General features: G+C 71.4%; 13 protein-coding genes. 7 read left to right on the top strand and 6 right to left on the bottom strand.

Going from position 1 to position 14978, the window contains the following annotated elements; all coding sequences use genetic code 11:
• Nucleotides 1–8: 8 nt before the first annotated feature.
• Nucleotides 9–893 carry an acyl-CoA thioesterase II gene (locus LXM50_RS03820; RefSeq protein WP_233309942.1) on the bottom strand — a complete coding sequence of 295 codons (885 nt, stop codon included), beginning with the start codon at nucleotides 891–893 and terminating at the stop codon, nucleotides 9–11.
• Between the two features lie 65 nt (nucleotides 894–958).
• Here LXM50_RS03820 and LXM50_RS03825 point away from each other — a divergent pair, with 65 nt between their 5' ends.
• Nucleotides 959–1624, top strand: coding sequence for a hypothetical protein (locus tag LXM50_RS03825; protein ID WP_233309943.1), 666 nt, complete (start codon nucleotides 959–961; stop codon nucleotides 1622–1624).
• Between the two features lie 45 nt (nucleotides 1625–1669).
• Here the strand turns inward: LXM50_RS03825 and LXM50_RS03830 are convergent, their stop codons facing one another.
• From LXM50_RS03830 to pepN, 5 genes are all read right to left on the bottom strand, one after another.
• Nucleotides 1670–2173, bottom strand: coding sequence for an OsmC family protein (locus LXM50_RS03830; RefSeq protein WP_233309944.1), 504 nt, complete (start codon nucleotides 2171–2173; stop codon nucleotides 1670–1672).
• Between the two features lie 50 nt (nucleotides 2174–2223).
• Nucleotides 2224–3894, bottom strand: coding sequence for an FAD-binding dehydrogenase (locus LXM50_RS03835; protein ID WP_233309945.1), 1671 nt, complete (start codon nucleotides 3892–3894; stop codon nucleotides 2224–2226).
• Between the two features lie 37 nt (nucleotides 3895–3931).
• Complete coding sequence (locus LXM50_RS03840; RefSeq protein ID WP_233309946.1) at nucleotides 3932–4369, bottom strand: globin; 438 nt, start codon at nucleotides 4367–4369, stop codon at nucleotides 3932–3934.
• Nucleotides 4366–5586, bottom strand: a complete 1221-nt coding sequence (locus LXM50_RS03845; RefSeq protein WP_374107796.1) for a mechanosensitive ion channel family protein — start codon at nucleotides 5584–5586, stop codon at nucleotides 4366–4368. The genes LXM50_RS03840 and LXM50_RS03845 overlap by 4 nt, the downstream gene beginning before the upstream one ends.
• Before the next feature lie 159 nt (nucleotides 5587–5745).
• Nucleotides 5746–8358, bottom strand: coding sequence for an aminopeptidase N (gene pepN, locus LXM50_RS03850; RefSeq protein WP_233309947.1), 2613 nt, complete (start codon nucleotides 8356–8358; stop codon nucleotides 5746–5748).
• Between the two features lie 196 nt (nucleotides 8359–8554).
• Here pepN and LXM50_RS03855 point away from each other — a divergent pair, with 196 nt between their 5' ends.
• The 6 genes from LXM50_RS03855 (at nucleotide 8555) to LXM50_RS03880 (ending at nucleotide 14977) form a co-directional block, all read left to right on the top strand.
• Nucleotides 8555–9730, top strand: a complete 1176-nt coding sequence (locus tag LXM50_RS03855; RefSeq protein ID WP_233309948.1) for a ferrochelatase — start codon at nucleotides 8555–8557, stop codon at nucleotides 9728–9730.
• Nucleotides 9731–9792: 62 nt separating this feature from the next.
• Complete coding sequence (locus tag LXM50_RS03860; protein ID WP_233309949.1) at nucleotides 9793–10278, top strand: ribose-5-phosphate isomerase; 486 nt, start codon at nucleotides 9793–9795, stop codon at nucleotides 10276–10278.
• Nucleotides 10278–11294 carry an Fpg/Nei family DNA glycosylase gene (locus LXM50_RS03865; protein ID WP_233309950.1) on the top strand — a complete coding sequence of 339 codons (1017 nt, stop codon included), beginning with the start codon at nucleotides 10278–10280 and terminating at the stop codon, nucleotides 11292–11294. The genes LXM50_RS03860 and LXM50_RS03865 overlap by 1 nt, the downstream gene beginning before the upstream one ends.
• A 53-nt stretch (nucleotides 11295–11347) precedes the next feature.
• Nucleotides 11348–11998 (top strand): FMN-binding negative transcriptional regulator, encoded by a 651-nt coding sequence (locus LXM50_RS03870; protein ID WP_233309951.1) that lies wholly within the window; start codon nucleotides 11348–11350, stop codon nucleotides 11996–11998.
• The gene (locus tag LXM50_RS03875) at nucleotides 11995–13503 is read left to right on the top strand and encodes an amidohydrolase (protein ID WP_233309952.1); all 1509 of its coding nucleotides are present in this window, start codon (nucleotides 11995–11997) and stop codon (nucleotides 13501–13503) included. Before LXM50_RS03870 ends, LXM50_RS03875 begins: the two co-directional genes overlap by 4 nt.
• A gap of 109 nt (nucleotides 13504–13612) precedes the next feature.
• Nucleotides 13613–14977 (top strand): sensor histidine kinase, encoded by a 1365-nt coding sequence (locus tag LXM50_RS03880; RefSeq protein ID WP_233309953.1) that lies wholly within the window; start codon nucleotides 13613–13615, stop codon nucleotides 14975–14977.
• The last annotated feature ends 1 nt before the right edge of the window (nucleotide 14978 follow it).

Here is a 14978-nt window from a genome sequence, read left to right on the forward strand (position 1 = left end):
GCAGGCCATCAGGCCTCGGGCACCCGGATCGTGATCTCCTGGGCGACGCTGGCGACGAGCCCGCCACTGCGGTCGTAGATCCGCCCCGTCGCGAGGCCGCGGCCTCCCCGGGCGTTCGGCGACTCCTGCACGTACAGCAGCCAGTCGTCCACACGGCCCGGACGGTGCCACCACATGGCGTGATCCAGGCTCGCGACCTTCAGGCCCGGTAGGTTCCAGCTGAGTCCGTGCGCGCGGAGGATCGACTCCTGGATCGACATGTCGCTGAGGTACGCCAGCGCCGCGCGGTGCAGGGCAGGATCGTCGGGGAAGGGCGCGCGCATGCGCATCCAGACCGCCTGGTGCGCGGAGTCCTCCGCGCCCGCTGCGCCGAACAGCGGTCCTTCCACGTGACGCATGTCCACGGGCCGATCGGTGAGCATGCGCCGGGACAGCGGGTGGATCCCGTCCGACAGTGCCTCGTCTGGCTCGAGATCCTCGGGATCGGGGATGCCCTCGGGCATCGGCTCCGCGTGCTCGATGCCCGGGTTCTCGTCCTGGAACGATGCGATCATCGAGAAGATCGGCACCCCGTTCTGATAGGCCTGCGCCCGCCGGGTCGAGAAGGAGCGGCCGTCGTGGATCCGGTCCACGGCGAACGTGAGTCCCTGAGAGGCGTCCCCGGCACGGAGGAAGTATCCGTGCATGGAGTGCGGGACGCGGCCTTCCGGCATCGTCCGCTCGGCTGCGATGATCGACTGGCCGAGCACCTGCCCGCCGTAGATCCGCCCCGTGGGCATCGGGTGCGACACGCCGGTGAAGATGTCCTCGGTCGTGCGGGCGTCCGAGGAGTCGAGATCGAGGATCCCCAGCAGCATCTCGACAGACCGGCGGGCGTGCTCGTCGTGCGTCATGGGTTCCTTTCCGCGGCGCGACACACCGGGGGGACCGGCCGCGACCGGTTGCTAGTTTAGAGGGCGTGCCCACGCCGCTGATCCTCGCCGATGCCGATACCGCGCGCGATGCGCTCACCTTCGTCTCCCGGGCCGCGCGAGCCGGCGACGAGGGGGTGCGGTTGCAGGCCGACGGCGGCGTGCTCGCCATGACGGCGGCCGCGCTCGTCCCTCAGACCCTGTTCGATGCGACGCCGACGATCCTCGCGATGCGGATCGTACGGGCGGATCCCGAGCTGCGCTGCGACATCGTGATCGATGAGCTCACCGCCACCGACGATCCGCGTTCGCTCGCCCTGCCCGACGTCGGACGCAGCCCCGCCTGGGCAGGTGTCGCCCCGCCCCGGGGAAGCTGGGCACCGATGGGAACCCTCGGCGCCGATGTCATCGCGCAGCGCGCGCAGTGGGGGATCTCCGCCGTCGCCCACGGCTCCCCGGCCGGCGCGGGGGAGGACGCGGTCCGCGCGCTGCGCGCTGCCATCTGGGGCGAGCCGGACGAGGACCTCCTCGGCCTGCCTCGCGGTATCGCGTTCGCCGCCCACGCCTTCGGCTTCATCTCCGGCGCCGAGCAGGTGCCGATCACCACGTCCGGCCGTTGGACGCGTCTCGCGTTCGCGCGCGGCCACGTGCTCAGCCGCGGTCCCGCCGCGGTGGGGCTGACCCCGGTGCGCGCGACCGGCGCCGCCGGCTGAGGCGCCGCCGGAGGTCAGCGGAGGCTCCCGTTCGCGTCGGGGCGGTCAGCGTCGCACGACGGTGATCGTCGGAGGGGACGCCAGGCTCTGCCCGACCACGCAGTACCGCTCGGTCGACGCCGCGATCCGTGCCAGACGCCCGTCGTCGGCGTCGCTGTCGATCGTGATCGTCACGGCGATGTCGCGGACCCCGACCGGCGCCTCGCGGTCCAGACCGAGGGTGCCGCGCGCGTCCCAGTGGCACTCCGCCGCGAGCTCGACGTTCTGCACGGCCACGCCCATCGCGGTGGTGACGGCTCGAAAGGTCACGCCGACGCAGCCCAGCAGCGCCTGCATGAGCAGGTCCGCGGAGCACGCGTCGGATCCGTCGCCCCCGGTCGCGGGATGCTGTCCGGCGCGGACCGGCCCCGCCCATCCATCGATCGTCGCGGTGATGCCCGGGTCGCGGTAGTCGCCTGTCGCGCCGGAGATCACCCGTGCGCGGGCGGGATCCTGCCGGTAGCTCTCCTTGAGCGGGGCCTGGCGTGCGCGCAGCTCTTCCGCGTCCATGCCGCGATCCTGGCACTCCCGATGGGCGAGGTCCAGACTCCCAACCGAGGTCAGACCGCCTGACCCGCCGCGCGGCCCGCCTGTCGCCCCGAGAACAGGCACCCGCCGAGGAAGGTTCCCTCCAGCGCCCGATAGCCGTGCACGCCGCCGCCGCCGAAGCCGCTCGCCTCGCCGGCGGCGTAGAGTCCGGGAACGACCGCGCCCTGGGCGTCGAGAGCGCGGCCGTCCAGGTCCGTCTCGATGCCGCCGAGGGACTTGCGGGTGATCACCCGCAGCCGCAGCGCGATCAGCGGCCCGGCGGAGGGATCCTGCAATCGATGCGGGGCGGCGGTGCGGATCAGCCGGTCTCCGCGGTAGGCGCGGGCGGAGCGCAGCATCGCGATCTGCGCGTCCTTGGTGAAGTCGTTGCCGATCTCGCGGTCGCGCGCGACGACCTCCTCGCGCACCCGCTCCGGCTCCAGGGCGTCCCCACCGGGGAGCTCCTGCATCCGCGCGATGAGCCGGCCGAGATCGTCCTCGACGATGAAGTCCTCGCCCTTGTCCAAGAACGCCTGCACGGGGTCGGTCGGACCCTTCGCGAGCCGTGAGCGCACGAGGAGCGGCACGTCCTTGCCCGTGAGGTCGGGGTTCTGCTCGCTGCCGGACAGCGCGAACTCCTTCTCCACGATCTGCCGCGTCGTCACGAACCACGAGTGGTCGTGCCCCGTCGTGCGCAGGTGCGCGAGGGTGCCGAGCGTGTCGAAGCCCGGGTACAGCGGCACCGGCAGGCGCCGTCCCGTGGCGTCCAGCCACAGCGAGGACGGACCGGGCAGGATCCGGATGCCGTGGCCGGGCCAGACCGGATCCCAGTTGCGGATGCCCTCCACGTAGTGCCACATGCGGTCGCCGTTGATCAGCCGCGCGCCCGCCGCGGATGCCACGGCCTGCATGGATCCGTCCACGTAGGCGGGCACTCCCGTGAGCATGTCGGCAGGCGGCGTGCCCAGGCGCTCGGGCCAGGCCGCGCGGACGAGGTCGTGGTTGCCGCCGATGCCGCCCGAGGTCACGATCGTCGCCGCAGCGGTGATCTCGAAGGCGCCGACCGGCTGACGATCGCTCTGCTCGCCGCGGGCTGCGCCGGTCGACGCCAGGATCTCGCCCTGCGCACCCGTGACGACCCCGTCCTGGGCGGTGAGGGCGGTGACGCGATGCCGGGGGAGCACCGTCAGGCGCCCTGTCCGCTCCGCCTGCTCGAGCGCCGTCTGGAACGGCGCGACCACGCCCGGCCCGGTGCCCCAGGTGATGTGGAAGCGCGGCACCGAGTTGCCGGGGCCGAGCGCTCCGTAGCCGCCGCGCTCGGCCCAGCCCACCACGGGGAAGAAGCCGACGCCGCGTTCCCGCAGCCACGCGCGCTTCTCACCGCTCGCGAACTGCAGGTACGCCTCCGCCCAGCGCCGCGGCCATGCGTCCTCATCGCGATCGAAGCCGGCGTTGCCGAACCAGTCCTGTCGGGCGAGCTCGTAGGAGTCCGTGATGCCCATGCGGCGCTGTTCGGGGGAGTCGACGAGGAAGAGCCCGCCGAAGGACCACCATGCCTGCCCGCCCAGGTTCGTGCGCGGCTCCTGATCCAGGACGATCACGCGTCTGCCCGCGGCAGCGGCCTCTGCGGCCGCGACGAGGCCGGACAGGCCCCAGCCGATGACGAGGACGTCGGTCGAGTGGGTGGTCGTGGTCGCGGTCATGAGATCTCCATCGAACTCGGTGAGCGGTGGACGTCGCCTACAGGACGGGGCGTCCGTCGGGGGTCGGTGCGCCGGCCGCGCCGGCGCGGCTCGGTTCGAACGTGTTCACCATCGCATGCGCGGCGCGTTCGAGATAGTCCCACAGGGTCGCCTCGTGGATGGGAGAGAGCCCGGCGTCGTCCACCGCCGTGCGCATGCAGCGCAGCCAGCGGTCGCGGGCGTCGGGATCGACGTGGAACGGCATGTGCCGCATCCGCAGCCGCGGGTGTCCTCGTTGGTCGCCGTAGGTCGTGGGTCCGCCCCAGTACTGCTCCAGGAACATGCGGAGGCGTTCCTCGGCCGGGCCGAGATCCTCCTCCGGGTACATCGGCTTGAGTACCGGATCGAGAGCCACTTCGCGGTAGAACACCTCGACGAGACGCTGGAATGTCGCGTGGCCGCCGACCTCGTCGTAGAAGGACACGGGCTCGGTCATAGGTCGTCTCCGGGGTTCTGCGGATCCTGCGGGTTCTGCGCCTCGGGGAGCGGGGGGAGGGGGAGGCTCTGCGGGGAGGACGGCGGGGTCTTGGGCTTCTCGGCCTTCTTCGGCGCGGAGGAGGTCGTCGGAGCGGGCTTGGTGCGCGGTGGCGGGGTGACCGTGGCCGGCTTGTCCGCGTCGGTCTTCTTCTTCCGCCAGAATCCGCGCTCGGGAACCGGCGGAGTCGTGACGGGATTGGGGCGGGTGCGCGGTGGGTTCGCACCGTGGACGCGGCGGGCGCCTTCGGGGCCGGCGAGCTGCACGGTGGCCATGCTGGGGACCGTCAGATCCAGGCCGATCATGGTGTCGCGCAGTCGCATCCGCAGCTCGCGCGCGACGTCGTCCATCGCATTCGTGCGGGTCTTCATCACCACGCGGATCACGAGTGCGTCGCCCTCGATGGACTCCAGGCCCCAGATCTCGGGCTTCTCGACGATGCGGGTGCGCCACTTCGGATCCTTGGCGAGCCCCTGTGCGGCGGCGAGCAGCGCGTCCTCGACAGCGGGGACGTCCGCGTCCGCGGGCACCCCGAGGTCGATGATCGCGCGCGCCCACCCCTGCGACATGTTGCCGATCCGGGTGATCTCGCCGTTGCGGACGTACCAGAGCGTTCCGTTCGCGTCGCGCACCTGCGTGATGCGCACGCTGACGTACTCGACGACGCCCGACGCGAGACCGAGGTCCACCACGTCGCCGATGCCGACCTGGTCCTCGGCGACCAGGAACATGCCGTTCAGCACGTCTTTGACGATGTTCTGCGCGCCGAAGCCGAGCCCCGCACCGACCGCCGCCGTCAGCAGGGTCAGGGATCCCAGGAGGGTGGGTTCGATGATGTTCACGATCAGCACCACCGCGACCACGACGAGGATCACGTTGACGATGTTCTGCAGGATCGTGCCGAGCGTCCGCGTGCGCTGCACCAGCCGCATGTCCGCGAGCGGCGAGCGTTCGAGCGCGCGCGTGTCGGTGACCTCCGCCTTCGACTTGGCGCCCGCGACGATCCGACGCACGATCCGCCGGATGACGAAGCGGAGCGCGTAGGCGATCACGGCGCACACGACGATCGTCACGGCGCTCCAGAGCGCCTTCATTCCGATGTCGCCGAGGACGGTGAGGATCTGGGCCCACACGTCGGCGACCTTGGCAGCCTGGTTCTCGAAGGGGACGATGTTCATCGCTCACGATCCTATGACCGGGGCCCTTGGCGGGTTCTGAACGGCGACGCCGCTTCCCAGGGCGCCGCACGCCGGATGGGCTCGAGACGACGCGGAGCGAGCGCGAGACGTCGAAGGGCCGGAGGGAGCAGATTCCCTCCGGCCCTTCGACGTCGTGCGTCAGCTCTGCGCGTCGGCGGTCACGACCTCGACGGACTCGGCGTCGCGGGCCTGGGCGGCCAGCGCCCGCTCCACGTCGGCGAGATTCTCGAACACGAGGCGGCGCAGTGCAGGGGCGGCGTCCTGATGGGCGGAGAGCCAGGCGCGGGTCGCATCGCGCAGGGCGGTGTTCGCGAGCGCCTTCGGGTACAGGCCCACGATCAGGTAGTTCGCGACCTGGAAGGTGCGCCCCTCCCAGATCGAGAGCAGCGCGTCGAAGTACTGCGCGACGAACGGCTCGAGCAGCGCGACCCCGGCCGGGTGCGTGAAGCCGAGTGCCGCCGAGCGGACGAGCGTGTTGGACAGGTCATCATGCTCGACGAGCGAAGACCACGCGGCCTGCTTGTCCTCGGGCGTCGGCAGCGCGGCCCGCGCCTGGGCGGCGAACTCCCCGCCCTTGGCGGTGTTGTCGCTCTCCAGCGCGGCATCGATCGCGGCGCCGTCGACGGCGCCCACCATGGCGAGCCCGACGAGCAGCTGCCACGAGAGGTCGGTGTCGATCGCGAGTCCCTCGAGCGTCAGCACGCCGTCGCGCAGGCGACGGACGACATCGGCGTGCTCGGGAGTGGTGAGCGAGTTCGCGAAGGCGGTGACGAACTGGAGCTGGCTGTCGGAACCTGCCTCGGCGCCCTGGGCGAGGGCCCACAGACCGTCAGCCACGCGGGTGCGGGCAGCGTCCCGGTGCTCCGGCATGACGTACAGCGCGGCCGCGGTCTGCAGCTGGCTGAGCGTGGTGCGCACCGTGGTCGACTCGGTCTCGCGGCCGATGTTGCCGAGCACGAGGTCGATGTAGTCGCTCGCGGCGCTCTCGGCGTCGCGGGTCTGGTCCCAGGCCGCGCCCCACACGAGCGAGCGGGCGAGGGGGTCGCTGATGTCGGCGAGGTGCGCGACGGCGGTCGCGAGGGAACGCTCGTCGAGACGGATCTTCGCGTAGGCGAGGTCCTCGTCGTTGAGCAGCACGAGGTCGGGGCGCTTCAGGCCCTGCAGCTCGGGGATCTCGGTGCGGTCGCCGTCGACGTCCACCTCGACGTGGTGCGTGCGCACGAGAGCGCCCGACGCATCGAGGTTGTAGAAGCCGATGCCCAGGCGGTGCGGGCGGATCGTCGGGTAGTCGGCGGGCGCGGTCTGGGTGACCGCGAAGCGCGAGATCGAGCCGTCGCCGGCCTCGGCGATGACCGGCGCGAGCGTGTTGACGCCCGCGGTCTCCAGCCACTTCTTCGACCAGACGGTGAGATCGCGACCGCTGGTGCGCTCCAGCTCGACCAGGAGGTCGCTGAGCTCGGTGTTCTGCCATGAGTGCTTCTTGAAGTACTCCGAGACGCCGGCGAAGAACGCCTCGATGCCCACCCACGCGGCGAGCTGCTTGAGGACGGATCCGCCCTTGGCGTAGGTGATGCCGTCGAAGTTCACCTGCACGTCGTCGAGGTCGTTTATCTCGGCGACGACGGGGTGCGTGGAGGGCAGCTGGTCCTGACGGTAGGCCCAGGTCTTCTCCATGGCGTTGAAGGTGGTCCAGGCCTCGGTCCACTCGGTAGCCTCGGCGGTCGCGATCGTCGACGCCCACTCGGCGAACGACTCGTTCAGCCACAGGTCGTTCCACCACTTCATGGTGACGAGGTCGCCGAACCACATGTGCGCGAGTTCGTGCAGGATCGTCACGACGCGACGCTCCTTGACGGCGTCGGTCACCTTGCTGCGGAACACGTAGGTCTCGGTGAACGTCACCGCGCCCGCGTTCTCCATGGCGCCCGCGTTGAACTCCGGTACGAAGAGCTGGTCGTACTTCGCGAACGGGTACGGGACCCCGAACTTCTCCTCGTAGTAGGCGAAGCCCTCGCGGGTCTTGTCGAAGATGTAGTCGGCGTCGAGGTGCTCCCACAGGCTCTTGCGTCCGTAGACGCCGAGGGGGATCACGTTGCCGGACGCGCTGGTCAGCTCGGAGAATGTCTCCTCGTACGGGCCGGCGATGATCGCGGTGATGTACGACGAGATCCGCGGAGTGGGCTCGAAGCCCCAGGTCGCGACGGCACCAGTCTGGTCGGATCCGGATCCGTTCGACGCGTCGTGGTGGATCGGCTCCGGGGTGGGGGAGTTCGAGACGACCTTCCACGCGGCGGGCGCGGTGATCGTGAACTGGAACGTCGCCTTGAGGTCGGGCTGCTCGAACACGGCGAAGACACGACGCGAGTCGGGCACCTCGAACTGCGAATAGAGGTAGACCTCGTCGTCGACGGGATCCACGAAGCGGTGCAGGCCCTCGCCGGTGTTCGTGTACTCGCAGTCGGCGTCCACGACGAGCACGTTCGAACTCGCCAGGCCGTCGAGCGCGATGCGCGAGTCGGCGTATGCCGAGGTCGGGTCGATCTGCTCGCCGTTCAGGGTGATCTCGCGCACCTCGCGCGCGATCAGGTCGATGAAGGTCGAGGACCCCTCGGTCGCGGTGAAGCGCACCACGCTGCGGGATCCGAACACCTCCGCGCCCTTGGTCAGGTCGAGCGCGATCTCGTACGACTCGGTGTCGACGATCGCGCGGCGCTCCTGCGCCTCGATGCGGGTGAGGTTCTCTCCAGGCACTGCTCAGACTCCCAGGGGGTGAGGGGTTCGGCCGCAAGGTCCGCGCTGCTGGCGCCGGCGGCAACCGTCCCAGCCTACGCCAGAGCGCGTGTCGCCTGTTCTCGCGTGCTCGTGCCGCCTCGACGCTGGTGCCGCGGCGGCGCTCGGCAGCGGCAAAGGAACTTCAGGGGAAGATGGGAGGGTGAGTGCTCGAAACGTGACCGCAGCAACCGTTCCCTTCGCTTCCGCCCCTGCCGCGAGCGGGCCCGAGTTCGTCGAGACCCCCGTCGCCTACGACGGGATCCTGCTCGCGGGTTTCGGCGGGCCCGAGGGCCAGGACGACGTGATCCCGTTCCTGCGCAACGTCACGCGCGGCCGCGGGATCCCGGATGAGCGGCTCGAGGAGGTCGCGCATCACTACCGGCACTTCGGCGGGGTGAGCCCGATCAACGCGCAGAACCGCGCGCTCAAGGCCGCGCTGGAGGCGGAGCTCGCACGCCGCGGGATCGACCTTCCGGTGTACTGGGGCAACCGCAACTGGGCGCCGTACCTGTCCGATGCCGTGACCGCGGCGTCGGAGAGCGGCGACACGACGCTGCTGGCGTTCGCCACCAGCGCGTACAGCTCGTTCTCCAGCTGCCGGCAGTACCGCGAGGACTTCGCCCGTGTGCTGGAGGAGACGGGGCTGGGCGAGACGGTGACGATCGACAAGATCCGCCCGTTCTACGACCACCCCGGGTTCGTCGCGTCGTTCGTGGAGGGCGTGCGCGACGCGATCGCCGCCTTCACCGCCGACGGCGCCGAGGCCGAGGCGATCCAGGTCCTGTTCACCACGCACAGCGTGCCGACCGACGATGCGCTGCGCTCCGGTCCGCGCGACGTCGACTGGGGCCCGGGCGGAGCGTACGCCGCGCAGCATGAGGCCGTCGCGGCGTGGGTCATGAGCCGCGTGGCGGAGCTGCTGCCCGCCGCCGCGGACGTGCCCTGGGAGCTCGTGTACCAGTCGCGTTCCGGCCCCGCCTCGCAGCCGTGGCTCGAGCCGGACATCTGCGATGTGATCGAGGAGCTGCCCGCGCGCGGTCGCACCGCGGTCGCCGTGGTCCCGCTCGGCTTCGTGAGCGACCACATGGAGGTGCTCTGGGATCTCGACACCGAGGCCAAGGACGCGGCCGCCGAGGCGGGCCTCGCGTTCGTGCGCACGCCGACACCGGGGGTATCGGACTCCTTCGTGGCGGGGATCGTCGACCTCATCCAGGAGCGACTCGAGGGTCGCCCCGCGGCGGACCGCGCGCACGTCACGGCACTCGGTCCCGCGTTCGACGTGTGCCGCCCCGGGTGCTGCGAGAACATCCGCGCAGGCTTCAAGCCGGCGGCGGCCGGCATCGCGCCCTGACCCCTCCGCGGGGGTGCGTCACGCCGCCCCGCGGCGGTCGCACCGCTCCGTAGGATTGAGGCATGCGCATCCACATCGCCACCGATCACGCCGGTCTCGAGTTCTCCACGCAGCTGCAGCATCATCTCGCCGAGGCGGGGCACGAGGTCGTCGACCACGGGCCGATCGAGTACGACGCCCTGGACGACTACCCGGCGTTCTGCATCCGGGCGGCGCAGGCGACCATCGCCGACCAGCGCGCGGGCGTCGAGGCGCTCGGGATCGTCTTCGGCGGATCCGGCAACGGCGAGCAGATCGCGGCGAACAAGGTCGAGGGGATCCGCGCCGCCCTGGTGTGGAGCATCGCGACGGCCGAGCTCGCCCGCGAGCACAACGACGCGAATGTGATCGCCATCGGGGCGCGCCAGCACAGCTTCGACGAGGTCACGACGTTCATCGACCGCTTCATCGCGACGCCGTTCTCGCAGGACGAGCGGCACGTGCGCCGGATCGGGCAGATCGCGGACTTCGAGCGCGACGGCTCGCTGCTGCCGGACCCGCGCGCCTGATGCCCGAGGGCCATTCCGTCCACCGGATCGCGCGGCAGTTCGCGCGCAACTTCGTCGGCAAGCCCGTCTCCGCGTCCAGTCCGCAGGGGCGGTTCGCAGAGGGCGCCGCGCTGCTCGACGGTCGTGCGGTGGAGCGCGTCCAGGCGGTCGGCAAGCAGATGTTCCTCGAGACCGAGGGGGATCTGTGGCTGCGTGTGCACCTCGGCCTCTACGGCGCCTGGGACTTCTCCGGCGAGATCCTCGTGGATCCGACGATCGCCTCGGCGAACGGGCGGATGGGCCAGACGAATCAGCGCGGCACCGATCTGGACGCGTCATCCACGCACGACGCCCCGATCCTCGACGACGCGGGCGAGAACTCGCTGGCGTCCATCGGCGCCCCGCGCAAGACCCGGGTGCACGTGCGCATGTCCGAGGCCACGAAGGGGCTCGCGGACGAGGGCGCCGAGTGGCCGCCGCCCGTGGTGGGACAGGTGCGCCTGCGCCTGATGACCGACTCCACGTGCGCCGATCTCCGCGGGCCGACCGCCTGTGTGCTGCAGACGCCGGACGAGATGCTCGCCACCGTCGCGAAGCTCGGGCCGGACCCGCTGGTGGGGGACGTGGGTGAGGGCGAGGAGCGGTTCGTCGCCGCGGTGCGGCGCAGGGCGGTGCCGATCGCTCTCCTCCTCATGGATCAGGGAGTGGTCAGCGGGATCGGCAACGTGTACCGCGCGGAGCTGCTGTTCCGTGCCCAGCTCAACCCGCACACTCCAGGACGGGACGTGCCCGAGGCGACCGTGCGGGCGCTCTGGCGGGACTGGGTGCGCCTTCTCGCGATCGGCGTGGAGACGGGTCAGATGATGACCATGGACGACCTCACGCCCGACCAGTACCGCGCCGCGATGGCGCATCGTGACGACCGGCACTGGGTGTACCACCGCACCGGCCTGCCCTGCCGCGTCTGCGGAACCGACATCGTTCTCGAGGAGATCGGCGCCCGAAAGCTGTACTGGTGCCCGCGCTGCCAGGCGTGACGGATCCCCGATCCCTGAAGCTCCCGACAGGCGCGCGACCCTAGGCTGAAACCATGCGCCAGAACCCGAGCTTCGCCATGACGGACGTCGCCGAACTGCGGCGGATCATCGCCGCCAACCCGTGGGCGACGCTCGTGGGCCGAGACGAGAACGGCATGACGGCGTCGCACTACGCGGTGCTGCTCGATCCGGATCGCGACGATCTCACGGTCGTCGCGCATGTCGGCCGTCCGGACGACATCGTGCTGGGGCTCGGCTCCCAGGAGCTGATGGTCGTCTTCCAGGGCCCGCACGGCTACATCTCGCCCGGCTGGTACGGCGATGCGGCCGCGGTCCCGACGTGGAACTATGTCGCGGTGCACCTGTCCGGTGTGCCGGAGGTCATGGATTCCGAGGAGAACCTGCGTGTGCTGGTACAGCTCGTCGACCATTTCGAGAGCAGGCTCGCGGATCCGCGCGGCATGTGGGCCCCGCCGAACGACGAGGCCTTCGTGCGCCGGCTCGAGGCGGGCACCGTCGGCTTCCGCCTGACCCCGACCCGGGTCACGGCCAAGCGCAAGCTCAGCCAGAACAAGCCCGACGACGTGATCCAGAACGTGATCCTCGAGCTTCAGGGCGACGGCGCGTACGCGAATCCGGTGCTGGCCGCCGAGATGCAGCGCGCGCACGACGCCCGGCTCGCCGCGCGGGCGGGCGCGCGATGACGGGGCCGGACGTCGGCGCGCACATCGACGCGATCCGCGCGGTGCGCATCGCCACGGCGGATCGGCGGCTGCTCGCCGTGGACGGCCCGGTGGATGTGCTGATCCAGGACGGCCGGGTCGCGGATATCGCACCGACTGGAGCGCTGCCGTTGCGAGGGCGGGTGCTCGACAGCGACGGAGCGTGGATCGTGCCCGGCCTGTGGGATCACCACGTGCACACCGTGCAGTGGGCGCTCGCGGCGCAGCGGGAGGACCTCTCGGGCACGGCGAGCGCGGTGGAGGCGGCGGCGCAGATGTCGCGCGCGCCGGTGCTCAGCGACGGCCGCCGCGTCGGATCCGGCTTCCGCGACGTGCGCTGGCGGGATCGGCCGAGCCTGTCGCTGCTCGACGAGCGCACGGCGGAGATCCCGACCTACCTCATCAACGCCGACGTGCACAGCGTCTGGCTCAACTCGGCCGCCCTCCGCCGCGAGGGGTTCACGACGGGCCCGGAGGGGATGCTGCGCGAGGAGGACGCGTTCGAGATCTCCCGCCGGTTGAACGCCGCGGATCCGGTCGTCGCCGACGAGGCGGTCGCGGCCGCCGCCCGGCGTGCCGCGAGCCGTGGTGTGGTCGGTCTGGTGGACTTCGACATGGCCTGGAACGCCGAGGCCTGGGCGCGACGCCTCGCGCACGGCTTCGACACGCACCGCGTCGAGTTCGCGGTCTATCCGCACGATCTCGACCGCGCGATCGCCGAGGGCCTGAGCAGCGGCGAGGCGATGGATCCGGACCCGCTCGGGCTCGTGCACGTGGGGCCGCTGAAGATCATCTCCGACGGTTCGCTCGGCACCCGCACCGCTGCATGCAGCCACGGATACGCCGACGACCCGCACAACCACGGCGTGCTCACGGTGCCCCCGGCCGAGCTGCAGGACCTGCTGCTGCGCGCCACCGGGGCGGGGCTGGAGATCGCTTTGCACGCGATCGGCGACCTCGCGGTCACCGCCGCTCTCGACGCGTTCGCCACGACCGGTGCCCAGGGCACGATCGAGCACGCCCAGCTCGTGCGCCACGGCGACCTGGCGCGGTTCGGGCGGTTGGGCGTCGCCGCGAGCGTGCAACCGCAGCACGCCCTCGACGACCGGGACGCGGCGGACGTGCTCTGGGCCGGGCAGACGGCGATCGGCTATCCGCTGGCCTCGCTCCACCGGGCGGGTGCGACGCTGCGCTTCGGATCCGATGCGCCGGTGGCCGCCCTCGATCCCTGGCACGCGATCTCGGCGGCGGTCTTCCGGACCGACGACGACCGCGCTCCGTGGCATCCGGAGGAGCGGGTCGACCTCGAGACCGCCCTCGCCGCGAGCGCCCGTGGCGGCACCGGCGGCGACGCCGGCATCCGTCCAGGCGCTGTCGCGGATCTGGCGCTCCTCGGCGCCGATCCGGCGACCGCCGACGCGAGCGGGCTGCGGGCGATGCCGGTGGCGGCGACCGTTCTCGGCGGGCGGGTGACGTACGGGGGCTGACCCCCGTACGGATCCGGCAGGGCGCACCCTGGTCGGGGGCGATCAGGACGGGCATCGTGGAAGTCGGTGCCGATCGGGCGCCCCGAGGCATGAAACAGGAGATTTCTCGATGACCACCGCGACCCGCCCTCTCGACTCGCGCCACCCGGCGCCGCCGGCCGCGTCCCGACGCGGATACGGACGTGCGTGGGCTGCCGCGCCCGGAAACGCGCTCTTCCTCGTGCTGCTGTCCGTGCCGCTCGCGATCCTCGCGATGGGGGTGACCTGGACGGTCTTCGGCGTCGGCATCGGATCCTTCGTCCTGGTGATCGGCGTGCCGATCCTGGTGGGTTCGCTCTACATCGCCCGTGGCTTCGCGGAGGCCGAGCGCGCGCTGCTGCGGCTGACCGATCACCCCGCGATCTCCGCGCCCGACTGGCGTCGCGGCACGAAGGGCACGGGCTTCTGGGCTCGTCTGACGCAGCCGCTGCGCAACGCGCACTACTGGATGGCGCTGCTGTCGAGCCTGCTCGTGCGGCCGATCGTCGCGATCGTCACCTTCGCCGTCGCCACGATCTGGGTGGCGATGGCGCTCGGCGGCCCGACCTACTGGTTCTGGTCGTCTTTCATCCCCGACGGCAACGCCGAGAGCGTCTGGGTTCCGTGGGCGGTGCAGCACATCTTCGGTGGGATCGACCCGTCCCCGGATCCGCATCGGTGGGCGTCGATGCTCTACCTGGCCGTCGGGCTCGTCTTCCTCGGCACGCTCCCTCTGGTGCTCAGCGGCCTCGTGCGCGCGCACGGGGCGGTCGCCGCCGCATTGACCGGGCGATGGGAGTCGGACGATCTCGCGGCCCAGATCCAGGGGCTGGACGCCTCCCGCGGTGCGGCCGTGCAGGCGGAGGACGCCGGGCTGCGCCGCCTCGAGCGTGATCTGCACGACGGCCCGCAGCAGCGCCTGGTGCGACTGCAGATGGATCTTGCCGCGCTCGAGCGGCGCGCGGCGGAGGGCGATGCGGCAGCGGTCGCGGCGCTTGCGCAGGAGTCCCGCGGGCACGCCCAGGCCGCGCTCGACGAGCTCAGGGCGCTGGCCGGCGGCGTTGCGCCGCCGCTGCTGCAGGACCGGGGGATCGCCGAGGCGATCACCGGACTCGCAGCCGCCAGCGCGCTGCCGGTGCGGGCCGAGATCTCCCCGTCCATCACGGCGGCGCTGAGCCCGGAGGCCGCGCGCAATCTGTACTTCGTGGTCGCGGAGCTGCTGACCAACGCCGTCAAGCACGGGGGAGCGGGCAGTGCATCGGTGACCGCGGTCCGTGAAGGACCGGTGGTGCGCGTCACCGTGCTGGACGACGGCCGCGGCGGCGCTGTCGCGAGGTCCGGAGGGGGACTCGAGGGCCTCGCCCAGCGGGTGCAGGGGCTGCGCGGGACGATGCACATCGACAGCCCGGACGGCGGCCCCACCATCGTGACCGTGACGGTGCCGGTATCCGCGTGAG

This window comes from Microbacterium sp. Au-Mic1, from assembly GCF_021341785.1.
GTDB lineage: Bacteria > Actinomycetota > Actinomycetes > Actinomycetales > Microbacteriaceae > Microbacterium.